This window comes from Mycobacterium sp. NGS11 (assembly GCF_059813315.1).
The window spans coordinates 237,666-261,539 of record NZ_JCALEJ010000002.1; the positions used below are offsets into that span (position 1 = coordinate 237,666).

The 23,874-nt window shown below is 66.9% G+C and carries 24 protein-coding genes; 13 read left to right on the plus strand and 11 right to left on the minus strand.

What is annotated here, in order from left to right; translation table 11 throughout:
• Window positions 1-7: 7 nt before the first annotated feature.
• The gene (locus AC5Y4T_RS03825) at window positions 8-703 is read right to left on the minus strand and encodes a chitin-binding protein (protein WP_499952131.1); all 696 of its coding nucleotides are present in this window, start codon (window positions 701-703) and stop codon (window positions 8-10) included.
• Between the two features lie 312 nt (window positions 704-1,015).
• Here AC5Y4T_RS03825 and AC5Y4T_RS03830 point away from each other — a divergent pair, with 312 nt between their 5' ends.
• The 3 genes from AC5Y4T_RS03830 to AC5Y4T_RS03840 all read left to right on the plus strand — a co-directional run bounded on the left by AC5Y4T_RS03830 (window position 1,016) and on the right by AC5Y4T_RS03840 (window position 4,230).
• Window positions 1,016-1,729: a VIT1/CCC1 transporter family protein gene (locus tag AC5Y4T_RS03830; protein ID WP_499915648.1), complete on the plus strand. Its 714-nt coding sequence runs from the start codon at window positions 1,016-1,018 to the stop codon at window positions 1,727-1,729.
• A 110-nt stretch (window positions 1,730-1,839) separates the two neighbouring features.
• Complete coding sequence (locus AC5Y4T_RS03835) at window positions 1,840-2,682, plus strand: thioesterase family protein (RefSeq protein WP_499952133.1); 843 nt, start codon at window positions 1,840-1,842, stop codon at window positions 2,680-2,682.
• 18 nt (window positions 2,683-2,700) lie between these two features.
• Window positions 2,701-4,230 (plus strand): class I adenylate-forming enzyme family protein, encoded by a 1,530-nt coding sequence (locus tag AC5Y4T_RS03840; RefSeq protein ID WP_499952135.1) that lies wholly within the window; start codon window positions 2,701-2,703, stop codon window positions 4,228-4,230.
• Window positions 4,231-4,252: 22 nt separating this feature from the next.
• Here AC5Y4T_RS03840 and AC5Y4T_RS03845 read toward each other — a convergent pair whose 3' ends face one another.
• The gene (locus AC5Y4T_RS03845) at window positions 4,253-4,873 is read right to left on the minus strand and encodes a TIGR03085 family metal-binding protein (protein WP_499952138.1); all 621 of its coding nucleotides are present in this window, start codon (window positions 4,871-4,873) and stop codon (window positions 4,253-4,255) included.
• Window positions 4,874-4,977: 104 nt separating this feature from the next.
• Here AC5Y4T_RS03845 and htpG point away from each other — a divergent pair, with 104 nt between their 5' ends.
• The 3 genes from htpG to AC5Y4T_RS03860 all read left to right on the plus strand — a co-directional run bounded on the left by htpG (window position 4,978) and on the right by AC5Y4T_RS03860 (window position 8,274).
• Window positions 4,978-6,903, plus strand: a complete 1,926-nt coding sequence (htpG, locus tag AC5Y4T_RS03850; protein WP_499915656.1) for a molecular chaperone HtpG — start codon at window positions 4,978-4,980, stop codon at window positions 6,901-6,903.
• A 67-nt stretch (window positions 6,904-6,970) separates the two neighbouring features.
• Window positions 6,971-7,186, plus strand: a complete 216-nt coding sequence (locus AC5Y4T_RS03855; RefSeq protein ID WP_499915658.1) for a hypothetical protein — start codon at window positions 6,971-6,973, stop codon at window positions 7,184-7,186.
• A 65-nt stretch (window positions 7,187-7,251) separates the two neighbouring features.
• Window positions 7,252-8,274 (plus strand): TIGR03617 family F420-dependent LLM class oxidoreductase, encoded by a 1,023-nt coding sequence (locus tag AC5Y4T_RS03860; protein ID WP_499952140.1) that lies wholly within the window; start codon window positions 7,252-7,254, stop codon window positions 8,272-8,274.
• Here the strand turns inward: AC5Y4T_RS03860 and AC5Y4T_RS03865 are convergent.
• The 3 genes from AC5Y4T_RS03865 to AC5Y4T_RS03875 form a co-directional block, all read right to left on the minus strand.
• The gene (locus AC5Y4T_RS03865) at window positions 8,264-9,949 is read right to left on the minus strand and encodes an NRAMP family divalent metal transporter (RefSeq protein WP_499952141.1); all 1,686 of its coding nucleotides are present in this window, start codon (window positions 9,947-9,949) and stop codon (window positions 8,264-8,266) included. The genes AC5Y4T_RS03860 and AC5Y4T_RS03865 overlap by 11 nt on opposite strands.
• Complete coding sequence (locus tag AC5Y4T_RS03870; RefSeq protein WP_499915661.1) at window positions 9,946-11,280, minus strand: magnesium transporter MgtE N-terminal domain-containing protein; 1,335 nt, start codon at window positions 11,278-11,280, stop codon at window positions 9,946-9,948. The genes AC5Y4T_RS03865 and AC5Y4T_RS03870 overlap by 4 nt, the downstream gene beginning before the upstream one ends.
• A 177-nt stretch (window positions 11,281-11,457) precedes the next feature.
• Entirely contained in the window at window positions 11,458-12,345 is an 888-nt protein-coding gene (locus tag AC5Y4T_RS03875) for a DMT family transporter (RefSeq protein WP_499952142.1), read from the minus strand.
• Window positions 12,346-12,504: 159 nt separating this feature from the next.
• On the opposite strand from AC5Y4T_RS03875, the gene AC5Y4T_RS03880 reads away from it, so the two are divergent.
• On the plus strand, window positions 12,505-13,089 hold the full coding sequence (locus AC5Y4T_RS03880; protein ID WP_499952144.1) for a TIGR03086 family metal-binding protein: 585 nt from the start codon (window positions 12,505-12,507) through the stop codon (window positions 13,087-13,089).
• A gap of 267 nt (window positions 13,090-13,356) precedes the next feature.
• Here the strand turns inward: AC5Y4T_RS03880 and AC5Y4T_RS03885 are convergent, their stop codons facing one another.
• Together AC5Y4T_RS03885 and AC5Y4T_RS03890 are read right to left on the minus strand one after the other, a co-directional pair.
• Window positions 13,357-13,749, minus strand: a complete 393-nt coding sequence (locus AC5Y4T_RS03885) for a DoxX family protein (protein ID WP_499952145.1) — start codon at window positions 13,747-13,749, stop codon at window positions 13,357-13,359.
• Window positions 13,750-13,777: 28 nt separating this feature from the next.
• Complete coding sequence (locus AC5Y4T_RS03890; RefSeq protein WP_499952341.1) at window positions 13,778-13,900, minus strand: hypothetical protein; 123 nt, start codon at window positions 13,898-13,900, stop codon at window positions 13,778-13,780.
• A gap of 177 nt (window positions 13,901-14,077) precedes the next feature.
• Here AC5Y4T_RS03890 and AC5Y4T_RS03895 point away from each other — a divergent pair, with 177 nt between their 5' ends.
• Window positions 14,078-15,253 (plus strand): thiolase family protein, encoded by a 1,176-nt coding sequence (locus AC5Y4T_RS03895; RefSeq protein ID WP_499915668.1) that lies wholly within the window; start codon window positions 14,078-14,080, stop codon window positions 15,251-15,253.
• Between the two features lie 7 nt (window positions 15,254-15,260).
• On the opposite strand, the gene AC5Y4T_RS03900 is transcribed toward AC5Y4T_RS03895, so the two are convergent.
• Window positions 15,261-15,860 (minus strand): hypothetical protein, encoded by a 600-nt coding sequence (locus AC5Y4T_RS03900; RefSeq protein WP_499952330.1) that lies wholly within the window; start codon window positions 15,858-15,860, stop codon window positions 15,261-15,263.
• 138 nt (window positions 15,861-15,998) lie between these two features.
• Between AC5Y4T_RS03900 and AC5Y4T_RS03905 the strand changes: the two genes are divergently transcribed.
• On the plus strand, window positions 15,999-16,739 hold the full coding sequence (locus AC5Y4T_RS03905; RefSeq protein ID WP_499952146.1) for a 3'(2'),5'-bisphosphate nucleotidase CysQ: 741 nt from the start codon (window positions 15,999-16,001) through the stop codon (window positions 16,737-16,739).
• A gap of 44 nt (window positions 16,740-16,783) precedes the next feature.
• On the opposite strand, the gene dmpG is transcribed toward AC5Y4T_RS03905, so the two are convergent.
• From dmpG to AC5Y4T_RS03920, 3 genes are read right to left on the minus strand one after another with little or no spacing between them, the layout of a single operon-like run.
• Window positions 16,784-17,797 carry a 4-hydroxy-2-oxovalerate aldolase gene (gene dmpG / locus AC5Y4T_RS03910; protein WP_499952148.1) on the minus strand — a complete coding sequence of 338 codons (1,014 nt, stop codon included), beginning with the start codon at window positions 17,795-17,797 and terminating at the stop codon, window positions 16,784-16,786.
• The gene (locus AC5Y4T_RS03915; protein ID WP_499952331.1) at window positions 17,794-18,627 is read right to left on the minus strand and encodes an acetylating acetaldehyde dehydrogenase; all 834 of its coding nucleotides are present in this window, start codon (window positions 18,625-18,627) and stop codon (window positions 17,794-17,796) included. The genes dmpG and AC5Y4T_RS03915 overlap by 4 nt, the downstream gene beginning before the upstream one ends.
• 20 nt (window positions 18,628-18,647) lie before the next feature.
• Window positions 18,648-19,274 carry a TetR/AcrR family transcriptional regulator gene (locus tag AC5Y4T_RS03920; RefSeq protein WP_499952151.1) on the minus strand — a complete coding sequence of 209 codons (627 nt, stop codon included), beginning with the start codon at window positions 19,272-19,274 and terminating at the stop codon, window positions 18,648-18,650.
• Between the two features lie 96 nt (window positions 19,275-19,370).
• On the opposite strand from AC5Y4T_RS03920, the gene AC5Y4T_RS03925 reads away from it, so the two are divergent.
• The 4 genes from AC5Y4T_RS03925 to AC5Y4T_RS03940 are packed head-to-tail and all read left to right on the plus strand — an operon-like array spanning window position 19,371 to window position 23,871.
• Window positions 19,371-20,951, plus strand: coding sequence for a bifunctional 3-(3-hydroxy-phenyl)propionate/3-hydroxycinnamic acid hydroxylase (locus tag AC5Y4T_RS03925; protein WP_499952153.1), 1,581 nt, complete (start codon window positions 19,371-19,373; stop codon window positions 20,949-20,951).
• Entirely contained in the window at window positions 20,948-21,808 is an 861-nt protein-coding gene (locus AC5Y4T_RS03930) for an alpha/beta fold hydrolase (protein WP_499952155.1), read from the plus strand. The genes AC5Y4T_RS03925 and AC5Y4T_RS03930 overlap by 4 nt, the downstream gene beginning before the upstream one ends.
• On the plus strand, window positions 21,805-22,809 hold the full coding sequence (locus AC5Y4T_RS03935) for a VOC family protein (protein ID WP_499952157.1): 1,005 nt from the start codon (window positions 21,805-21,807) through the stop codon (window positions 22,807-22,809). The genes AC5Y4T_RS03930 and AC5Y4T_RS03935 overlap by 4 nt, the downstream gene beginning before the upstream one ends.
• A 30-nt stretch (window positions 22,810-22,839) precedes the next feature.
• On the plus strand, window positions 22,840-23,871 hold the full coding sequence (locus AC5Y4T_RS03940) for an amidohydrolase family protein (RefSeq protein ID WP_499952159.1): 1,032 nt from the start codon (window positions 22,840-22,842) through the stop codon (window positions 23,869-23,871).
• Window positions 23,872-23,874: the final 3 nt, after the last annotated feature.

The following is a 23,874-nucleotide window of genomic DNA, read 5'->3' on the forward strand; positions in this document are numbered from 1 at the left end:
TAATCGATCACAGCGGGACCCACACTCCGAAGAGCCAGAAACCCCACTGGTGGAAACCGGGATCCCAGACGGGTGTTTCCTGGTAGCCCCAGTAATTGATCGGGCCGTAATCCCAGTGCCCACCGGGCGGGGGGAGCGGTCGATCCCATGCCGGCCGCGGCGGCGCGCCCGGCCCCCACGGTCCAGGACCGTCGCCCCAGGGCGCCCCGCGGAAGTAACCACGTTGGGCGTCCCCATGCCACGGGCCGCCAGGGTGAGGATCCGGTCCGCCGAACCCGTTGGGCCCACCGGGGTGATCACCTGGTCCACCCGGCCCGCCGGGGTGATCGCCGGGACCACCCGGTCCACCGGGTCCGCCCGGGCCGCCGGGTCCACCCGGGCCGCCGGGGTGATCGCCAGGTCCGCCTGGGCCGCCGGGATGATTTCCCGGTCCACCCGGGCCCCCCGGGCCTCCAGGATGATCGCCGGGTCCACCCGGACCGCCGGGACCACCCGGGCCACCGGGACCACCCGGTCCACCCGGGCCGCCGGGATCGTTAGGACCGGTGGGAGCGTGGCCGCCACCAGGTGCCGCCCCGCCGTGATTGCCCGGCGGCTGCGGCGCTCCGGGCGCAGCATTGGCAACCCCGGCGCCCATTCCGAAGGCCGCAGCGCCGAGCGCTCCGGCGATGGACACCCCTCCGACAAGTTGCTTCAACTTCATGATGCTTCACCTATCCACTAGGGATTACTTGCAAGGAAGTTCGTATGGAACACCCCCCGTTACCACCCCGACGCTAAATAGCTTTCCTATGGAACAGCTGTGGCTCGGCCAGTGCAGACCTTTGGGTCCGGCCCACTGACGACGTGTTTGCCGCCGGCACCCGTCCGCGCGTCACCATGCTCGGCGCGTCCGCCGCGCATTGATTACCAGGCATTTTCACCACGATGGACGCGGACCGACCCGGCGCCGGCGTCTGTTTGGGAAGGCTACGTTGGCTAGTCGGCAAGGGTTTTCATCTATATGGTTGCGGCCGTGTCGAATGCGTCACATCCGCACGAACCCCACGTCGGTTCGGTGTCGTCGAAGCTGAATTGGCTGCGCGCCGGTGTCCTGGGCGCCAACGACGGGATCGTCTCCACCGCAGGCATCGTGGTGGGAGTCGCGGCGGCAACCGCCGAACGCGCGCCGATATTGACCGCCGGCAGCGCCGGACTGGTTGCGGGCGCGGTGTCGATGGCGTTGGGCGAATACGTCTCCGTCAGCACCCAGCGCGACACGGAGAAGGCGCTGTTGAGCCAGGAGCGCCGCGAATTGCGCGATGATCCCGTCGCCGAATTGGACGAGCTCGCGACGCTGTACGAGGCAAAAGGCCTGACGCCGGCGACCGCTCGCACCGTTGCCGAGGAACTCACCGACCACAATCCGCTGCTCGCCCATGCCGAGGTGGAACTGGGGATCAATCCCGAGGAGCTGACGAATCCCTGGCAGGCGGCATCGTCGTCGGCGCTCTCGTTCGCCATTGGTGCCCTGCTGCCGTTGATCGCGATCCTGGTTCCGCCCACGACGTGGAGAGTCCCCATCACTGTCGCCGCGGTACTCGCAGCGCTGGTGATCACCGGTGCGGTCTCGGCCGGATTGGGCGGAGCGCCAAAGGGCCGAGCGGTGCTGCGCAACGCCATCGGCGGCACTCTCGCGTTGGCGATCACCTACGCAATCGGTCATCTGGTGGGCGCCGCAATCAGCTGAGCTTCGGGCGTAGTGGACGATGCATCTCCGGCGACTGGAAGCGTAACTGTAATATCGACAGTTGCGGTCCTCAGCCGAGCCCGCGATCCTCTTCCGTGGAGAGTCAAGCAGTGGCCGAGCCCGATATCTTGCCCGATGAAGCTCAATGGGCCGAACCGGTGCCCTACTTTGTGCGCGACAACAATTACTTCGTGCCAACCAAATTCGCGCGCGGGGGCTGGGGGCCGTCGCTCAGCGGACATGTTGTCGGCGGTCTCTTGGCGTGGGCGGTCGAGGATGCGGCTCCCGATGCGCAACTGCAGCCGGCACGGTTGACCGTCGACCTGCCCCGTCCGACCGCGTTGGAGCCGCTCGAGGTACACACGCAGGTCCGACAGGACCGACGCCGATTACGTCTGGTCGAAGCCGCGATCATCCAGGACGGCGCGGTGGTCGCGCAGGCGAGCGCGCTGTTTCTGCGCCGCGGTACGCAGCCCGACGGGCACGTCTGGTCACCACCCGTGCAGATGCCACCGATCCCGCTGGACGAGGCCTACTCGACGCTGTTCATGCGCACCTACGGCTGGGGTGCCGATGTCCAGAACCCCGATCCGAACTGGCCTCACACGGACGGCCCGAAATACACCTGGATACACGAGACGCGCCCGCTGATCGACGACGAACCTCTCACCGCCTTCACCCGCGTGGCGATGGCGGGTGACATCACGGCTTCAATTGCCAACTGGGGCACCAACTCCCTGCAATTCATCAATGTCGACTACACGCTCACGCTCAGCCGGCTGCCGGTGGGCGACCACATCGGGCTGGCCTCCCTGACGCATCACAGTCACGACGGGGTGGCCAGCGGCTCGGCGGTCCTGGTGGACGCGAAGGGGCCGATCGGCACCGGCGTGTCCACCGCCATCGCGCACTCGGGGTTCCGCCCACCCGCCACCGAGCCGTCGGCCCGCTAGCCGAAAGGGACTGGCACGGTGACATTCTGGGCTTTGATCGCCGACGCGGCGCGGCGAGGATCGAGCCGGCCGCTGCTGGTCGATGAATACGGGCGAAGCCTGACAGCGCGTCAACTGCACGACGCCGCGTGCGCAACCGCCGCCGCACTCGCCGAGCGGGGCATCCGCGCGGGAACCGTCGTGTCCTGGCAGCTGCCCACCACGCTGGAGACCATGGTGGTGATGGCCGCACTGGCCCGGCTCGGTGCCGTGCAGAACCCGATCATCCCCATCCTGCGGGAAAGCGAGGTTGGCTTCATCACCGGCCAACTGCACACCGAATTCCTTGTGGTGCCCCAGCTTTGGCGTGGCTTCGGATACGGGGACCTGGCCCGAGCATTGTCGGCGGACAGAGGCTTCGACGTCATCACCCTCGATCTGGCAACGCCGCCGGCCGGTGCGCTGCGCCTGCCCGGCGCCGCCGTCGACGCCCTCCCGGCGCCACCAAGTTCCGCCGATGAGGCTCGCTGGATCTACTACTCCTCGGGAACCACCGCGGCCCCCAAAGGGATCCGTCATAGCGACACCTCGGTCATCGCCGGCTCGGCGGGAGTGGTGGGCATGGTGGGCGCCAGCAGCACAGATGTGGATCCGGTCGCCTTCCCGATCGCCCACATCGGTGGGGCCGCGATGCTCGCCACCGCGCTGTTGACCGGCATGCGGTTGGCCCTGTTCGAGGCGTTCGACCCGGCTACCACACCGTGGGCCATCGCCGCGCACAATCCGACTTTCCTGGGCACCGCGACCCCATTCTTCGTCGCGTTCCTCGAAGCCCAACGGACGCAGGGTGATCGGCCGCTGTTCCCGTCGGTGCGGGGCTGCCTGGCCGGCGGCGCGCCCATCACGGCCGAGCTGGGACGTCAGGTCCGCGAAACCTTCGGCCTGGCCGGAATCGCGAATGCCTGGGGAATGACGGAGTTTCCATGCGCGACCTCGCCTTCGCTGACCGCGGCGCCCGAGGTGCTCGACCATACGGTCGGCCCGCCGGTCCCCGGCGTCGAGGTGCGCGTGGTCGACTGCGAGGGCGCAGAGGTGGGCGCCGGACGCGAGGGGGAGCTGCGGCTCAAAGGACCTCAATGCTTCCTCGGCTACGCCGACCCGACGCTTGACGCCGATGCGTTCGACAGCGACGGCTGGCTGCGCACAGGCGATCTCGGCCTGATCGACGCGAACGGCAACGTCCGCGTCACGGGCCGCACCAAGGACGCCATCATCCGTAATGCGGAGAACATCTCGGCGCTGGAAATCGAGAATGCGCTGGCCACGCATCCGGCCGTCGCCGATGTCGCCGTCATCGGAATTCCCGACCCGCGCACCGGCGAACGCGTCTGTGCCGTCGTGGTTCCCGCGACGGCGCGCGAGGTGTCTTTGGAATCCCTTGTGCGACATTGCCAATCGCGCGGCCTCAGCCGATACAAACACCCCGAGCACCTGGTGGTCGTCGAAACGCTGCCGCGCAATCAATTCGGCAAGGTGATCAAGAAGAAGCTGCGCGAGACCTTTGGGTGAATCGCGCGGGGCCGCCGGACGCCTACAGCCCCTTGGGCGCGTCCCGGACGGCCTGCACCGCAGCGGCGTCGCCGTCGAATTCGACCTTGGCCTGTCGCCCGACCGAGAACAGCAGCAGCTCCTCGGACGCCCCGGTCACCGTCACCGCCGGCCCCTGGCCCGCGGTGAGCACGGTCTTGCCCTCCGGGGTGCGCAACGCCAGCCGGCCTGGCGTCTTGGCGAGTGTGAGCCGGGCCATCAATGGCAGGGTCCGCCGCAACGTTTTGGTCAGCGCGGGCTCCAGGGAGCGCGGCTGCCAGCCCGGCTGCGCTCGGCGCACATCCTCGTGGTGGATGAACATCTCGGCCACATTGGCCACGGGGTCGAGCAGTTTGAACGGCGAGTAGACCGGTGGGCCGGCGGCGACCTTGCTAATCAGCTCGTCCCAGTCGTTCTGCTCGGCCACCTGGTTCTGCACCTTCTCGGTGTGGGATGCGAAGAAGGGGATCAAAATGCCGGGCGCCGCGTCGGGCCGGTACTCACGGATCACCAGGTGGGCGGCCAAGTCCCGCGTCTTCCATCCCTCGCACAGGGTGGGCGCATCCGGCCCCACGCCGCGCATGGTCTCCACAAGGGCGGCACGTTCGCGTTGAGCAACAGACATCCGTTCAGCCTAGAGCCGGTGACCCCGGGAGAGCACGGGGTTATTGCGCACCACGCGTCGGCGGCTCGGTAAATTTGGGACGTCATGTTGTCGAAGGGAATCTCATGAGCGCGCACGTTGAGCAGTTGGAGTTTCAGGCAGAGGCTCGGCAGCTGCTGGATCTGATGGTCCACTCCGTCTACTCCAACAAGGACTCGTTCCTGCGAGAGTTGATCTCCAACGCTTCCGATGCTTTGGACAAGCTGCGGCTAGAAGCGTTCCGGAACAAGGACCTCGACGTCGACACCTCTGACCTGCACATCGAGATCGACGTCGACAAGGACGCGCGCACCCTGACCATCCGCGACAACGGCATCGGGATGACCCGCGCCGAAGTGGTCGACCTGATCGGCACGCTGGCCAAGTCCGGCACCGCCGAGCTGCGCAAACAACTGCGCGAGGCCAAGAACGCCGCGGCTTCCGAGGAACTCATCGGTCAATTCGGGATCGGTTTCTACTCCAGCTTCATGGTCGCCGACAAGGTCGAACTGCTCACCCGCAAGGCCGGCGAGAGCGACGCCACCAGATGGGAATCGAGCGGCGAGGGCACCTACACCATCGAGTCGGTGGACGACGCCCCGCAGGGAACGTCGGTGACCCTGCACCTCAAGCCCGAGGACGCCGAGGACGAGCTGCACGACTACACCGCGGACTTCAAGATCAGGAGCCTGGTCAAGAAGTACTCCGACTTCATCGCGTGGCCCATCCGGATGGAGGTCGTGCGAAGCACGCCCGCGACGGAAGAGGGCGGCGAGCCGACCGTCACGATCGAGACCGAGACCCTCAACTCGATGAAGGCCCTGTGGGCCAGGCCCAAAGAAGAGGTCTCCGAGGAGGAGTACAAGGAGTTCTACAAGCACGTCGCGCACGCCTGGGACGACCCGCTCGAGGTCATCGCGATGCGGGCCGAAGGCACGTTCGAGTACCAGGCGCTGCTGTTCATCCCGTCGCACGCGCCGTTCGACCTGTTCAATCGGGACGCCCAGACCGGGATCCAGCTCTACGTCAAGCGCGTGTTCATCATGGCCGACTGCGACGAGCTCATGCCCGAGTACCTGCGCTTCGTCAAGGGCGTCGTTGACGCGCAGGACATGTCGCTGAACGTGTCGCGCGAAATCCTGCAACAGGATCGCCAGATCAAGGCCATCCGGCGCCGGTTGACCAAGAAGGTCCTCTCCACGATCAAGGATCTGCAGTCCGAGCGCCCGGAGGACTACCGCACCTTCTGGACCCAATTCGGCAGGGTCGTCAAGGAGGGGCTGATGTCCGACTTCGACAATCGAGAGACCCTGCTGCAGCTCTCCTCGTTCGCCTCGACACACAGCGAGGAGGAAGCCACGACGCTCGCCGAGTACGTGGAGCGCATGAAAGAGGGCCAGACGCAGATCTTCTTCGCCACGGGGGAGTCGCGTCAGCAGATATTGAAGTCGCCGCACCTCGAGGCGTTCAAAGCCAAGGGCTACGAGGTGTTGCTGCTCACCGACCCCGTCGACGAGGTGTGGGTGGGCACCGTGACCGAATTCGACGGCAAGCCGCTGCAGTCCATCGCCAAGGGCGAAGTGGACCTCAGTGCCGACGGCGACGAGAGCGAGGCCGAACGTGAGGAGCAGCAGAAGGAATTCGCCGACCTGCTCACCTGGCTGAAGGAGACCCTGACCGATCACGTCAAGGAAGTTCGGCTGTCGAACCGCCTGACGGACTCGCCCGCGTGCCTGATCACCGACGCCTTCGGGATCACGCCGGCGCTCGCGCGCATGTACCGCGCTTCCGGGCAGGCCGTTCCGGTGGGTAAACGGATCCTCGAACTCAACCCCAACCACCCGCTCGTCACCGGCCTGCGGCAAGCGCACCAGGACCGCGGCGACGATCCCTCGGTCGCGGAGACCGCGGAATTGCTCTACGGCACAGCGCTTCTTGCCGAGGGCGGCGCGCTCGACGATCCGGCAAGGTTTGCCGAGATTCTCGCCGGCCGGCTGGCCCGCACGGTGTAACCGGGGTTCACCGGCAAATAAGCGATTTCGCCGATTGAAAACTCGCTGGCAGGGATAATGAGATCCCATGCCTGAGTTTCGCGTTCTCGACCCACGGGGCCGGGTCGTCGCGACGAAGAGTTTCGCCAATGCGGAGGCCGCGCATGCCTGGTTCGTCAACTCGGTCGGCGGCGACACCGAGCTGGGGTGGCGGATGGAGGTCAACGACGACGGGCAATGGGCATTCTTCGATGACACCGAAGGCTTCACCGCCCCGGTGAGCCGGCGGCCAACCAAACGCTGATTCGCCGCCTCCGGCCGACGACCACGCGACGACGCGCCCGGACTCGCTCGACGTACGCTCCCACCATGCATGTCGACGCGATGACGACTCCCCAGCCGCTCGGCCAAATCGGTGACCTTGCCCGGCGGACGCAATGCGCCGGATTCTCCGGCCTGTTGTTCACCGAGACCGGCCGCACCGCATACCTGAATGCTGCCGTAGCCTCGCAGGCCGCGCCGGACCTCGAATTGTCGACGGGCGTCGCGGTGGCCTTCCCGCGTAGCCCCTTCGTCACCGCCGCCGCGGCATGGGAGCTGCAGGAAGCCACCAAGGGAAAGTTCCGGCTGGGCCTCGGGACGCAGGTGCGCACCCACGTGGTGCGGCGCTACGGCACCGCCTTCGAGCGGCCAGGGCCCCGGCTGCGCGACTACTTGCTTGCGGTCAAGGCCTGCTTCGCGGCGTTTCGCTCAGGGACACTCGACCACCACGGTGACTTCTACGATCTCGACTTCATCACCCCGCAGTGGAGCCCGGGGCCCATCGACGCTCCGGACCCCAAAGTCGATATCGCAGCGGTCAATCCGTGGATGCTGCGGATGGCGGGTGAAGTTGCCGACGGCCTGCACGTCCACCCCATCGGCGAACCGGGCTACCTGGCCCGGCACGTGCTGCCGACGGTCGCCGAAGGGGCGGCGAAAGCGGGCCGGTCGCCGTCGGACGTCGCGATCATCGTGCCCGTCATGACGATCGTCGGAGACACCGACGAAGAGCTCGCCAAGCAACGTGAAGTCGTGCGCGCCAGCATGGCGTTCTACGGCAGCACGCCCAACTACGCGTTCATCTGGGATGAGGCGGGTTTCGAGGGCACGACCGCCCGGATTCGGGAGAAGCAGAAGGCCGGAGACTTCGCCGGGATGGCGGCTCAGGTCAGCGACGATCACATCGCGCTGTTCGCGACCGAGTCGACCTGGGATGGGCTGGCCGACGCGTTGGTCGCGAAATACGCAGGGATGGCAACGCGATTGGTGATGTACAACGCCGTCGCCGATCTGGAGCGCTTCGAGCGGTACGGCGAGGTGGCTCGCCGGGTGCAAACGGTCAGCGGCTGAGTTGGATGGCTTTGACCACGAGTAGCAGCGCGCCGGCGACCAGATACGTGCGCAGCGCGATCATGCCCAGTCGGGTGCCGGGCGACCAGACGACCGGCTCGAGCAGCGTCAGCGGGGGCATGCGCCAGGTGCTGCGGTCGACACCGCGGGCCGGGAAGCGTGCGACGGGGCGAGCGGGTCGGCGGCGGCCCATCCAGCGCAGCGCAGGTGCGGCTGCGGTAGCGAATACGACCATGGCCGCTACCAGGTAGCCGGACACCACCACGACATCGATTCCGGGAAACAGCGTGGTGGCCATCAAGATTCCCGAGAGCAGCAGTAGCGTGCCCACGATCAGCCCGGCGACCCAGTTCAGCCAGGGCCGATTTACCCAGGGGCCCAATACTTCTCGATCGTTGCACAACAGCAGCAGGAATACGCTGGCGCTGGGCAGCAGTAGACCGGCGAGGGCCTGCACGGCGGTGGTGATCAGCCCGAGTGGGGCGCCGGGAATCAGGACGATCGCGGCGGCCAGCACCACCATTGCGGTGTAGGACAGGTAGAACTGTTTGGCGTCGGAGAAGCCGCGGTGCAGTGAGTGTTTCAGCCCGAAGACGTCGCCGAAGGCGTAACTGGTGGCCAGGGTGACGGCGGCGGCACCGATGATCGAAGCGTCCATCAGCACGATCGCGAAAATCCAGCCAAGCGTCTCGCGATGCTGGCCGAGCAGATGGGCGATGGTGCCGGCGTCGGTGAAGCCACCCACGGTGTTGGTGGAGCGGGCGGCCCAGTCGCCGGTCATCACCAGCGCGGCGGCGCCGACCACCACGACGAAGGCGCCCAGCACGGTGTCCGCGCGTTCGTAGGCCATGAACCGGGGAGTGATGCGCTTGTCAACGACATTGGACTGCTGGAAAAACAGCTGCCACGGAGCGACGGTGGTGCCGACGATCGCGATGATCAGCAGCACCGCGTCCGAGCTGATTCCGCCCGAAATGCTGGGCACGACAAAGGACTTCGCCGCATTTATCCACTGTGGATGCGACATCAACAGCATCGGGATCTGCAGTAGCGTGACGGCGATGAACACGAACATGGCCCGCTCCCATCGACGGAAGCTGCCGCTGGCCATGATCGCCACCAACGCCACCGCCGAGACCGGTACCACAACGTATTTGGAGACGCCGATGTACTCGGCGGCCAGGCTGATGCCGATGAACTCGGTGACGATGGTCAAGAAGTTGAGCAAGAACAGGTCGCCGACCGAAAACCAGCCCCAGCCGCGGCCGAAGCGTTCGTTGATCAGGCGGGCGTGTCCGACCCCGGTGACCGCGCCGAGCCGGACCACCATTTCTTGGTTGACGATGAGCACGGGGATCAGCAGCAGTAATACCCACAGCAGTGAGTAGCCGTAGTTCTGGCCGGCTTGGGCGTAGGTGGCGACCCCGCCCGCGTCGTTGTCGCCGACCATCACGATGATTCCGGGCCCGACGATCGCGAGCAGGGTCAGCAGCCGCGTCCGCCAGGTCCGGGCATGCTCGGTCTCGCCGACGCTGATGCGTCCGAACGCGCCCTCGATATCCCCCACGTGAGCGCTGTCCAGGACGGCGGTGCGCCGCGGCTGCGCCGGCTCGGAGCCCTGAACGTCGACGCCCGGCCCGTCGGCCTGGGCGGGGTTCTCGCCACCGGGGCTCACTGCGCGCTACCTCCCGTTGGCGGTGCGTCACGGTCGTCGGCGACGATTTCGCGGATGGGGCGGGGCGCGGGCTCGCGGCGGCGCCAGTCCTCGGGGATGGTCGCCTCCAGCACGTCGTCGACGGTGACCACCCCGAGTAGGCGGTCCTGCTCGTCGACGACGGGTATGGAGTAGAGATTGAAATCGGCCATCAGCAGCGCGATATCGGTCAGGTCCGCGTCGGCGTTAACCCGTACCGGATCGGAATCCATTAGCGCACCGAGCTTTTCGGCGGGATCGACCTGCAACAGGGTGATCACTGAAACGACGCCGTCAAGGCGTTGGTCCTCGTCGAGCACGTGCACCTTGATCAGGGCTTCCGGCTGAATGCTGTGCGACGCGGCGATCAACGCCAACGCCTCGCCCGCGGTGGCGGCGGGCGAACACGTCACCGAGTCGACATTCATCAGGCCGCCGGCACTTTCGGGGTTGAACCCCATCAAGGTGATGACCTTGGTGCGCTGTGGGGCCGGCATCAGCTCGAGCACGCGCCGGCGCCGGGACTGGCGCAGGTCGGCGATCGCATCGGCGGCGTCGTCGGCGCGCATCCGGCCGAGCAGCGCGGCGACCTCGTTGTCCGGCATGTTGTCGAGCAACCGGCTGGCCTTCTCCGGGTCGAGTTCTTCGAAGACGTCGGCTTCCAATTCGGGGTCGCTGTGCACGCGGTCGAGGATCTCGCCGCCCTCGGCCTTGTCCGCCTCCTCGAGAAGATCGGCGATCTCTGCGGCTTTGAGCTCGCCGAACCGGTCCGAGAGGCGTCGGACCGCATCCGAACGGGCGTGGCCGATCAGCGGCTCGAATGCCTTCCAATCGCGAGACGCATGCCCGCCCGAATGCTTGATCAGCCCGAACAATCGCGGTGGGCGGCGGGTGTCCAGGCGGGTGACCATCCAACCTTGGCCGGTCTGTTCCAGCTCGACGTCGTAGGCGCGCACCAGCTCGACGGTGGCCACGTCGATCAGCCGGTGGCCCAACACGTCGGTGCGCAACAACACCTCACCCTCGCGGCGTTCGAACCCGCGAAGGTCGATTTTGTTCTTGGTCAACAGAACTCGATCCACGGAGTATGCGTCGATGGATTTGTCGCCGATGAAGACCCGGCGTCCGCCGACCCCCGCGACTATTCCGGCCACGCGCGGGTACTCCTCCGCCCCGCCCAGCCGCACGATCACGTCCTCGACCCGGCCCACCGTTTCGCCGGAACGGGATAGCACGGGCGCACGCAACAGCTGGGAGAGGTGGATTACCGGCTGCCCGGCGCGCGGCTTCGACGCCTTTTCCGATGTGCTCATCTATCCCTCCTCAAGGCGGTACGACCGAACCCGCGGCCAACCTACCCCGAAACCAGGTATTGCGGCGCCGCGCGGCGTGAATTCGATCGTTGCACCGCCTCGGCGGCCACACCATACGCGCGCGGCGTCGCGGATGGCTACCGTCAACAAGTAAACGGCAGAAGGCTATTGGGATTTTTACGTTGCGGGGGCGTGCTTTTGGTCAGTCGGCGGCGTGTCACTGGCCTGGCTGTGGGCCAGCGCCACCGTCGCCGCCGCCATCAGGCCTATCGACAAGCCCAAGGCCACCCAGCCTATGTCGTTGCTGTGCAGCGTCTCTCCCAGCACGGTGACGCCCAGCAGCGAGCCGACGATGGGCTCGGCGACGGTGACCGCCGGGAGCGAGGCGGTGAGCGGCCCGGCCCGAAATGCCGACTGTTCCCAGGCGGTAGCCGCGACCGCGATCACCACCCACACGTACAACTCGGGTGCGCGCAACAAGGCTGGGATGCCGCGGTCGAGTTGGTCGACCACACCTTTGGTCAACACCGAAAACAGGCCCCACAGGGAACCGGACATCAGCCCCAGCAACAATGCGCCGACCGAACCCGGGAACATCCGCGCTCCAATCACACACAGGATCAGCGCCGGGCCCATCACCAGCGCCACGATGGTCCATGTCTGCGCCGAGCCGCGCGGCGTCCCCTGCTGGGGGTCGCCGACGGTCACCACCACCGCCACCGCGGCGGCAAGCAAAACCGCCCAAATCGCTTGCTGGCGAGTGATTCTGCGATGATTCGCCCTCGCGCTGATGAGCAATGCGAACAGCAACGAGGTCACCAGGAGCGCCTGCACCAGCACCACCGAGCCCAGGCCCAGTGCCGCGGCCTGGAACCCGAAACCGGCCGCGGCCACCAGGCTGCCCACCCACCATCTCCGGTCGCGCAGCAGCCGGCGGAACAGGGTGAAGGTGCCGACTGATTGATCGGTGACCTGCTGAGCGGATCGCTGCTGGGCGACGTCTCCGGCGCCCACCATCAGCGCGGCCGCCAGCGCGAGCAATGCGGCGATGTCTGCCTTGTCCAAACGGCCCTCCTGGGTAATCAGCCGATCTCAAGTCTTAGCGTGCGCGGTCGAGGAGTTCAATCGGCTGGCTCGACGAGGAGTTGCGGCCCTAGACTTCTGCACGTGCGCGGTCGACGGTGGCGGAGGCCGAAGCCGCTTATCCGCAAGGAGATACACGCCATGGACGAAACGACTTCCAGGATCGGCGTGATGGCTACCGAGGCGCTCGATCTACTGATCGACGCCGTCGACCGGATAGCGCCGGACAGCTGGTCGCAGCCGTCTAATTTAGAGGGCTGGAGTGTGCGCGATCTGGTTGGCCATGTCACCGGCAGCGCGGCCAAAATTGCGACCCTCGTGGAGAACGGCGAGATCTGGGACCGGCCCTCGCAACCCTCGGACTGGGTATGCGAGGATCCGGCGGCGCGGCTTCGCGAGCTGGCGACGCGCTTGGCGGACGCCCTGCCCAACGCCGACATGGATGGGATGCGGACCTCGCCGGAAGGTGAGGTCCCTCTGCGTCGGGCGCTGACGTATCCGGTCTCGGACCTGGCCATGCACGCCTGGGACGTCCATCGCTCACAGGGGCGACTGATCGAGCTGCCCGCCGACCTGCTGGCGATGTGCCGCGAGCTGGTGGGGTCGGTGCCGGAGGGGATGTTGCGGCGACCGGGCGGGTTCGGCCCGGCGCAAACCGCGCCGCCGGATGCGACGCCGACCGCCCGGCTCATGGCTTATCTCGGCCGCTCCGTCGATGTGGGATGAGATCAACCCTGTGGGATTCGCTTGTCCCGCAGCTGATTTCGTCATGAAGTCGGTCACAGTTGTAACACCAGTTCCCCCAGCGGGCTATGCAGGAGTTGCCCGCCTCTGAGCGACAACCCGGCCGAGGAAGCGCGGTGCCGGCCGCCCAGCGCGCTCGTTGTCGCTGTGAGGCAGGCAACTCGTATGTGCCCGCCGGCAGGGACGGCAGTGGCGCAAGTGAAAAACCGGCGGGGATGGCTGCGGCGCGGGTGACAACTAGCCAACGCGTCAGCTGTTGCGCCAGATCTTGAGCGCGGTGGTGATCATCGGGATCTGCAGCGGCAGGCGGGCCAAAGCGACGATGCGCATGGGCCACGGCTTGCCCCACCACAACCGGACCATGTTGACGTTGCCCGGGAAGACGCCGATGAACAGCGCAACGGCGGCCAGCGCGGCGGACCGCCTGGTTCGCTGCGGCACCAGCAGTGCCCCGATCGTCAGCTCGGCCACGCCCGATGCGTAGGTGTAGAGCCTTGGGCTGCCCGGCAACTCGACCGGAATGATGGAGTCGAAGGGCTTGGGCGCAACGAAGTGCAGGGTGCCAATGCCGAGCAGCATCGCCGCGACACGGTAGGCGAGCTGTTGGGTGGCGGCCGGGGCGGCGAGCGATCTGGTTGTCATCAGGTCATTGTGCCAATGCAGCCGCCGATTACCCGCGGTCGGCGTCCGTATAGCGGATGATGCCGCCCTCGAGCATGTCGCGATACCCGTCGTTGATCTGTTCGAGGGTGATGGTGGTCGGAGTGGCATTACCCGGCGGTCTCCAGCGCAACCGTCACCTCGCCCTGGCGGGGCTCGCCAAGGGGTGGCCTCCCGTATTTAGCCGAACCGCTTAATTGTTAGCGCCGTCACAGGGGCCGGCAACCGGAATTTAGACCATTACTATTGTCTATACAGTATTTGATACGATTCGCGGCGTCTGACCGCCCACAACAACGAGGTCGAGAACATGGGAACACCCGTCATTGTCGGAGCCGTCCGGACCGCGATAGGCCGCTCGTTCAAGGGGACGCTGGTCAACACGCCGCCCGAGACCCTGATCACCGCCGTGCTTCCCGAGGTGGTCCGCCGGTCGGGCGTCGACCCCGCACACATCGACGACATCATCTTCGCCGAATCACATTACGGCGGTGGCGATTTGGCCCGCTATGCGGCGACCGCGACGGGCCTGGAGCACGTTCCGGGGCAGTCGGTCAACCGCCACTGCGCGGGCAGCCTCACGGCCATCGGCAACGCCGCGGCGCAGATCGGTTCCGGCATGGAGCGCGTCCTCATCGCGGGCGGCGTGCAGTCGCTGTCGATGACGCCGCTGACCAACTGGCGGATCCCCGGCCCCGAGCTGAAGTTCGAGGAGCGCTGGATGCCGCCGACGCACGTGGAGACGCCGGACGCGCCGGCCAAGGACATGTCCATCACCGTGGGCTGGAATACCGCGCAGGCGGTCGGCATCACGCGCGAGGAGATGGACGCCTGGGCGGCTCGCTCGCATCAGCGCGCCGTCGCGGCCCAGGACGCCGGCAAGTTCGCCGATGAGATCCTGCCGCTGAAGATCACCCAGTTCGACGGCTCGGTCACCGAGTTCGCCGTGGACGAGCATCCGCGTCGCGACACCACCGTCGAGAAACTGGCCGGCTTGAAGGTCCTACACCCCGAGATCGAGGGTTTCTCGATTACCGCGGGCAACAGCAGCGGCACCAACGACGCCGCGGCCGCCGTCGCGCTCGTCGACAGCGACTACGCCCAGGCCGAGAAGCTCAACGTGATGGGCACGGTCAGGGCCTGGGCCGCCGCGGGCGTGCCGGCCCGCGACTGCGGTCTCGGCGCGGTCAAGGTCATCGGGAAGGTGTTGCAGCGGGCCGGTCTGGCGCCCGGCGACGTCGCGCTGTGGGAGATCAACGAGGCGTTCGCTTCCGTGCCCATCGCGGCGTGCCGCGAATACGGCCTCGACGAGGAGAAGGTGAACTTCTCCGGCAGCGGCTGCAGCCTGGGCCACCCGATCGCGGCCTCAGGTGCGCGCATGGTGACCACGCTGGCCTACGAGCTCGGCCGCCGCGGCGGCGGCATCGGCGTCGCGGCGATGTGCGCCGGCGGCGGCCAGGGTGGCGCTGTCGTCATCGAGGTCTGACGACCGATTAGTTGCAGAATGTGTAGCCGATGAACTGGGTGCCGCGCGTGTCGCCGCTCGAGTAGTTCGCGAAGTGCACGGCCGGATTCCCGTTGTACTGGGTGTTCATCTTCTGCACGTTCGGTGGTGGAACGCCTTTGGGGAAGGCCAGGATCATGTCGGCGAAAATCTGCAAGCCCACCTGGCAGATCGCCTCGCGTCGCGGCGGCTGCGGATTCCACGCGTGCACGACCACCGGCTCGGTCAATTGAGATCCCGTCGCACAGTTCGGATCACAGAGCTTGAACAATGCCGTGCCGGTCCCGTCGGCGCCCTGCGGCCCCCACGAACTCCACGACATGTCCTGCAGCGCGACGGCCACACTGGCGCAACCCAATACGTTGAGCCGCTTGGGGCGCGCGACCGGGGGAACGGACGGGTTGTAGCAACCCGGGATGGCGAAGCTCTCCGGGGCCGCCGACGACGGCGACGTGCTGGGCGTCGTCGCGCCTTGCCGGCGCTGGGTCAGCTGCACGCCCACCACGATGAGGACCCCGACCAGCACTACGGCCACCACAATGCCGACCCCGATCACCCGCCCCCGCGAGGTGTGCCGCAACCGCCTCATCAAAGAAACGTTGGCGTTGCCGCTCACGGTCACCAGATTACGGGTGAAACTGGCCGTCGGGTTGGTGACCGCGAAACGGCATGACAGGGTAAAGTTGGTCATCGCTACCAACATTTTGAACATTCCCGGAGTTGCCGAATGAATGACCATGATCTGGCCGCACGGCTGGCCACCGAGGCAGGTCGGTTACTGCTCGCGGTTCGGGAAGAATTCTCCGACGCGGCACCGAGTGACCGGAAAGCCGCGGGGGACAAGCGATCTCACGATTTTCTGATGGAGGCCCTTACCGCGGAGCGCCCCGGTGATGCGGTGCTGTCCGAAGAGGGCGCCGATGACCCGGTTCGATTGCGCTCGGACCGCGTCTGGATCGTCGATCCGCTGGACGGCACGCGAGAATTTTCCGAGCTTGGACGCGACGACTGGGCCGTGCACGTCGCACTCTGGCAGTCCGGCGAGTTGGTCGCGGGCGCGGTGGCGCTGCCCGCCCAAGGCATCACGCTGGCGACTCCGGAGATAGCGTCGCCCCCAGCCGTGCCGGGCAAGCCGCGCATCGTGGTGTCGCGTACCCGTCCACCCGCCATCGCCTTGAACGTACGGGATGCGCTGGACGGAGTCCTGGTCGAAATGGGTTCTGCCGGAGCCAAGGTCGCGTCGATCGTCCAAGGGCTGTCCGATGTGTACGTGCACGCCGGCGGCCAGTTCGAGTGGGACTCCGCCGCGCCGGTGGCGGTGGCCCGGGCCGCTGGGTTGCACACCTCTCGCATCGACGGGTCCGCACTGGCGTACAACCAGCCCGACCCGAAGTTGCCGGATCTGGTGGTCTGCCGGCCCGAATTGGCGGAAGCCGTACTCGCGGTTACGGCATCCAACGTCGAGTAGTTGCGGCGATCACGCGGATTTGCGACAACAACTCGACGCTGGGCCTAGGAGGTCGGCTTTACGAGGTCGAGCGCGATGTCGACCAGCATGTCTTCCTGGCCGCCCACCATGCCGCGCCGACCGGCCTCCTCGAGCAGCGTTCGGGCGTCGACGTCGAATCGTGCGGCGGCAGCTTCCGCGTGGCGAAGGAAGCTGGAGTAGACGCCCGCATAGCCAAGGGTCAGGGTTTCACGGTCGACTCGGACGGGCCGGTCTTGCAGAGGCCGGACCAGATCGTCGGCGGCATCCTGCAGCCGGTGGAGGTCACAGCCGTGAGCCCAGCCGAGTCGAGATGCCGCGGCGATGAACACCTCCAGCGGCGCGTTGCCGGCACCGGCCCCCATGCCCGCCAATGAGGCGTCGACGCGAACTGCGCCGTGCTCGACCGCGACGATGGAGTTGGCCACTCCCAGAGACAGGTTGTGATGAGCGTGGATGCCGATTTCGGTTGACGGACTTAACGTTTGACGCAGGGCGTCGACCCGTTCGGCGACGCCGTGCATCGTCATGGCGCCGCCGGAGTCGACGACGTAGACGCACGTCGCCCCGTAACTCTCCATCAGCTTGGCTTGTGTGGCCAACTGCGAGGGTTCGGTCAAGTGACTCATCATCAGGAATCCGACGGCATCCATGCCGAGGTCGCGGGCGGAGGCGAGGTAGCGCGCCGAAACCTCGGCTCCGGTGCAATGCGTGCCGATGCGCACGACGGACGCGCCCGCGCGGCGCGCGTCGTTGAGATCGCGAAGGCTACCGACGCCGGGCAGCAGGAGCGTTGCGATTCGGGCGTTCTGGACCACCCCGGCCACGGCCTCGATCCATTCCAGGTCGGTGTGCGCCCCAAACCCGTATACACAGCTGGAACCGGACAGGCCGTCGCCGTGGGCGATCTCGATCGAGTCGACTCCGGCGGCGTCGAGGGCGCGCGCGATCGCGGCCACCTGCCCGATGCTGTACCGGTGGCTCACCGCGTGCATGCCGTCACGAAGGGTCACATCGCTCACGTAGAGGCGTTGGCTCATGTTGTGGCCCCGGAGGTTTCTACCGCATGAAGCGCGATCCGTTCGGCGGTCGCCTTCGCGGCGGAGGTCATGATGTCGTCGTCAGCTTCCAGCAGCGCGGTTACTCGGGTACCGATGAACTTGCCGGTTTCGGGGATGTAAAGCGGTTGCTCGGGGCCGAAGAGCTCGAACTGTAAGTCCTGCGTGAGACGGTAGCCCGGCGCGTAGGAAGCGACCTGATCGACCATATCGAGGATGGCTTCCTCGATCATGCGGTGGTCGGCATCCCCCGCGACGAGGCAGTACACCGTGTTGCGCATCGGCGCCGGCCGCTCCGCGGGGCTGAGGATCAGCACCGACTTACCGCGTTGTGCGCCGCCGACCGTGCGCAGTGCGCTGGCCGTGGTTTCGATGAATTCGTCGATGCTTGCCCGGGTGTCCGGGCCCGCGGATTGCGCCGAGATGGACGAGACGGCCTCCGCGTAGGAAACGATTCCGACGTTGCCGACGGCGGCGACGATCGGGACCGCCGCCTGCCCCCCGCAGGTGACCATGTCGAGGTTCGGGGCGTCGAGGTGTTCGTCGAGGTTGACCGCTGGCACGCAGAACGGTCCGATCAAGGCGGGGGTGAGGTCGAGCATTCGTATTCCGTTGTCTCGCAATGCCTCCCAATTGGCGCGGTGCGCGGCGGTCGAGGTGGCGTCGAGGACCAGCTTGATATCGGCGAAGTCCGGCATGCGCAGTAGGCCGTCGAGTCCGTCCGCCATGGCGCCCACGCTGAGGGGGCCGTCGCTATGTGCGATCTTGAGCACCAGGTCGGTGGCGATGTTCCCCGACCCGATGATGGCCACCGGCCATCGCTGGGGGGCGGTCACTTGGACTCGGTGATCATGCGCAGGGCGCTGTCGTAGAGGGCGGCCGCGTGCATCTCGAATAAGGCCGGCAGGTCCACGGAGTCGCCGCCGACCTCCTTGGCGATGAACAGGCCGTCAGCCCCCGCGATTGCGTAGGTGGCCAACTGACGGACCTGTGCGTCGGTCAGGCCCGTCGCGAGTTCTCGAATGGCCGGGCTGAGCGCCTCGACCGCGCGGTCGCGAACGGCCAGGAACATCGCACGCGCCCGCGGCTCGACGGGCCGACGTTCCAGGGCGAGCATCAATCCGAGCCGCAGAAAGTCGGGAGAGTCCAACAGCGCCTTGGCGATTTGCATCGCCATCGTGACAAGGCGCTCCCGCGCGCTGCCTTCGCGCGGCATCTCCCACGCCGAAAGCCAGTGCGCGAAGCTGCGTTCGATCACCGCGGCGATCAGGTCGTCCTTGTCCTTGAAGTGCCAGTAGATGGAACTGGCCGGCAGACCGCACTTGGCGCTGACCAGCGCGATGCTGGTGCCCTCGTAACCGCGCTCGCTGGCGATCTCGGTGGCCGCGTCCAAGATACGGACCCGGGACGTCTCCCCGTCGAGGCGGCGGCGCCGTTGTGGCTTGTCGCTGGTGGCCACGGGAACTCCTTGCCGTTGGGTCTTGACTCCGTAGTGATCACTACATTACCGTAGCGATCACTACAGAATCAAGTGCGACGCGAAGGCGAGACGGCAATGGACGAGCATCCGGTCTACGACGTGGCGGTGATCGGCTATGGCCCCACGGGTGCCACTGCGGCGAATCTGCTTGGCCGCCTGGGGCTTAGCGTTGTCGTGATCGAGCGCGACCCGGACGTGTACGGGCGGGCGAGGGCCATCTCCACCGATGAGGAGGTGATGCGCATCTGGCAGTCCATCGGCTTGGCCGATCGGCTGCAACGCGACATGCTGCCCGACCGGCCGTTGGCCTGGGTCGACGCCAACGGCGTGCCGTTCGTGGAAACCACCATGACGCCCCGCGGCTGCGGGCATCCGCCGCAGCAGTTCCTGTACCAACCCGCGGTCGACCACGTGCTCCGCGAGGGCGTCGACCGCTTCGGCAACGTCGAGGTGCTACTCGAGCACGAGTGCCTGCGCGCGGCCAATGGCGAGTCGTGGGTCGAACTCATGCTGGCCGATCTTCGCACCGACACCTTCACACGACTTCGGGCTTCCTACGTGATCGCCGCCGATGGTGGTTCCTCGCCGACCCGCGGCCTGCTCGGTGTCGGCTACGCCGGGCGCACCTACACCGAACGCTGGGTTGTGATCGACACCAAGGTGATTCGCGAGTGGGATGGTCACGACCGGCTGCGGTTTCACTGCAACCCGGCCCGCCCGACCGTGGACTGCCCCACGCCGCTGGGTCATCACCGCTGGGAATACCCGGCCCGCACCGACGAGGACGAGCAACAGCTCGTCACCGATGAGGCGGTCTGGCAGGTTCTGCACGAGCAAGGCATCACCGAGGACGAGGTAAAAATCCTGCGCGCCGTCATATACAGCCACCACGTGCGGGTCGCCGACCGGTGGCGCGTCGGCCGGATTTTCTTGGCCGGCGATGCCGCCCACGCGATGCCGCCCTGGATCGGTCAGGGCATGTCGGCCGGTGTGCGGGATGCGGCCAACCTGTGCTGGAAATTGGCGGCCGTGGTGCGAGGGCAGGCGCCCGATTCGCTCCTGGACAGCTACCAGGCCGAACGCAAACCTCACGTCATCACGGTCACCCGCCGGTCGGTGCGCAACGGGCGGCTCATCACCGAGCGCCGAAAGACGTTGGCCTTCCTGCGAAATCACCTCCTGCGAACGTTGACACGGTTGCCCGGGGTCCTCGCGGCCGGACAGAAGCTGATCTGGATTCCCAACGCGCGGTACCGCGCCGGCTTGTTGGCCGCCGAGTCGCATCCGGCCGTGGGTTGGCAATTGCCGCAACCATGGATCACGGACGCCGAGGGGACCAGGCGGCGGCTCGACGATGTCATCGGAGGGCGTTGGGTGGTAATGCATCTCGGCGCGGCACCCGCCGGCGCGGATCGGTGGCGGCGGCTGGGAGCCGAACCGCTGGCCGTCACCAGAAGCCGTGCCGCGCTCGGCGATTGCGACGGGGTACTGACCCGCTGGCTGCGTGGCAAGAAGGCCGCGGCGGTCGCGGTGCGCCCGGACGGATTCGTTTACGCAGCGGCGAGGCCCGGACAGCCGCTGCCGCCACCACCGTCCGGCTTCACCGAGCTGCGCGCGACCATCCACACCGCGCCCCGAATCGGGGCGACCGCATGACGCTCACCAACGCGATCGAGCACACGGTCACCGTCGCGGGGAAACCGGTCTTCGTCTGCGAAGCCGGCGCCGGACCGGCCGTCGTGATGCTGCACGGCGGCGGACCCGGCGCGTCTGGCGTGTCGAATTACACGCGCAACATCGGCGCACTCGCGGAGCGTTTCCGCGTCATCGTGCCCGACATGCCGGGATACGGCAGGTCGGTCAAGGGCGTCGACCACGACGATCCCTTCGGCTACCTCGCCGACATGATCCGCGGGTTGATCGACGAACTCGGTATCGAGACCGCCCATCTCGTCGGCAACTCGTACGGCGGCGCGGCGGCGCTGCGCCTGGCGCTGGATACCCCGCAACGTGTCGGCAAGCTCGTGTTGATGGGACCGGGTGGAATCGGTACCACGAGAGGCCTTCCCACGCGGGGGTTGAAGGCCCTGCTGTCTTACTACGGCGGAGAGGGCCCGAGTCGGGACAAGCTAGCCGCGTTCATCCGCACGTATCTGGTGTACGACGGCGCGGCGGTACCAGAGGATCTCATCGACCTGCGCTACCAGGCTTCCATCGACCCGGAGGTGATCGCCGACCCGCCACTGCGCCGCCCGTCCGGGCCGACGGCCCCGCGCACCTTGTGGCGGATGGACCTGACCCGGGACAGCAGACTGAAAAACTTGAAGACGCCGACGCTCGTCCTATGGGGCCGTGACGACAAGGTCAACCGCCCTTCCGGCGGACCGATGCTGTTCAACCTGTTGCCGAACGCGCAGCTGGTGATGACCTCGAAGACCGGGCATTGGATGCAGTGGGAGCGCGCAGAACTGTTCAACCGGTTGGCAATTGAGTTCCTTGAGGCGCAGCAATGAACACGTCGGTTTTCGGCAACGTCCACCTCGGCTACATCGTGATCGAGACCGAGAAGTTCAGCGACTGGCGACGATTCGGCCGTGACGCAATCGGCATGCACCTCGACGACAGCGCGACCGACGTCATGCGATTTCGCCTCGATGACAACCAGTGCCGGTTTCTGCTACAGCACGGACCCGCCGAGGACGTCACCGCGCTCGGCTGGCAGATCGATGACCACGCGTCATTCGACACGATCCTGGCCCGCATCAGGCAACACGGAGTGCCGGCCACCGAAGGCACCGACGAGGAGGCGGCGCTGCGCGGTGTGGAGCGGCTGGTCCGATTCCCCGGACCCAACGGCCTCACCCAAGAGGTCTTCACTCGAGCGCGGGCCGGCGTGGAGCCGCTGCAGATGGCCGCGCGAGGCGGATTCGTCACCGGCGCAGCGGGTATGGGCCATGTCGCCGTCACCAGCAAGCGGCCGCAGCAGGTGCGTGGGTATTACCAGACGGTGTTCGACGCGCGGCTGACCGATTTCATCGACGAAACGATCAGCGGCCTCAAGTTCAAAATCCGCTTCCTGCGGGTCAATCAGCGTCATCACACCGTGGCCGTCGCCGCCGTCGACCGCATGCGGCTGAACCCGATCCGCACTCGCGTGCAGCACCTCAACATTCAGGTGGCCGACCTCGACGACATGACCGGCGCCTACCAGCGAGTGAAACAACTCGGCTTCCGGATGGCGCTGGGCGTGGGTCAGCACACCAACGACAAGGAGCTGTCCTTCTACGCCGTCACGCCGTCGGGATTCGAATGGGAGGTCGGATGGAATCCGATCGTGGTCGACGAGGCCACCTGGGAGCCCGCCACCTACCGCGGCATCAGCATCTGGGGCCACACTCCAGAGGGACAAACGATCATCGACAAACTCACCCAATTCAAGATCGGCGCCGCGTCACTGTTGCACGAGGAGGACGTCGTTCCCGCGCTCGCTGGAGCGGGAATTCCCGATCGCTGATCACCGACCTCAAGAGGAGCGATGCACCCGATGTTGCGGATCGACACTCACCACCACGCCATCCCGGCCTTCTACCGAGACATGCTGCGAAAAGCCAGGATTGACGAGGCGGGAGGCCGGGCGCTGCCGGATTGGAGCCCGGACGGGTCGTTGCGGACCATGGCGGAACTGAACGTCGCCACCGCCATACTCTCGGTGTCGACGCCGGGCACCACATTCCTGCCGGACGCGGCCGACGCGGCCGCGCTGGCCCGCGACCTCAACGACTACCTCGCCGGGCTCGTCGCCGACCAACCCGACCGGTTCGGATTCTTCGCCACCATCCCGCTGCCGCACCTGCGCGAGTCCGTCGGCGAGGTCGCCAGGTCGCTCGACGAATTGCACGCCGACGGGGTGGTGCTGCTCGCCAACAGTGCCGGGACCTACCTCGGGCAGGACGGACAGGACGATCTATTCGCCGCGCTGGACGCGCGCTCGGCGGTGGCGTTCATCCATCCCGGCGAGCTGCCCGGACCGGTGATCGACGGGGTCGCCCCGTTCGCCGTCGACTTCCTGCTCGACACGACCCGCGCCGCGTATTTGTTTGTGCGCAATGGCATTTGCCACCGATATCCGAACATCAAGTTCATCCTCAGCCACGCGGGCGGGTTCGTACCCTACGCCTCGCACCGGATGGCCGTCGGCATCATGGGCGACACTGGGCGCAGCCCGAGCGACAGCCTGGACGACTTCGCCGGCTTCTACTTCGACACCGCGCTGTCCTCGAGCGCCGCCGCGCTGCCGAGCCTGCTGGCGTTCGCCAAGCCCGGCCACGTGACCTTCGGCTCGGACTGGCCCTTCGCGCCGACGGCGGCCGGGAAGCTGTTCGCCGCCGGCCTGGAGGCCTACCCGGGTTTGCGCCCGGACGGCCACGCGGCGATCGAGCGCGACAACGCGCTGGCGCTGTTCCCGCGGCTCGGCGCCGCCTCGCCACCCGAGCGCGGCTCGGCGCTCGCTAGAGCGCGTCACGTCGCCAGCAGGGCGGCCATGCGCGGCTTCGTACGGCTGGTCAACGCCCGCTGACCT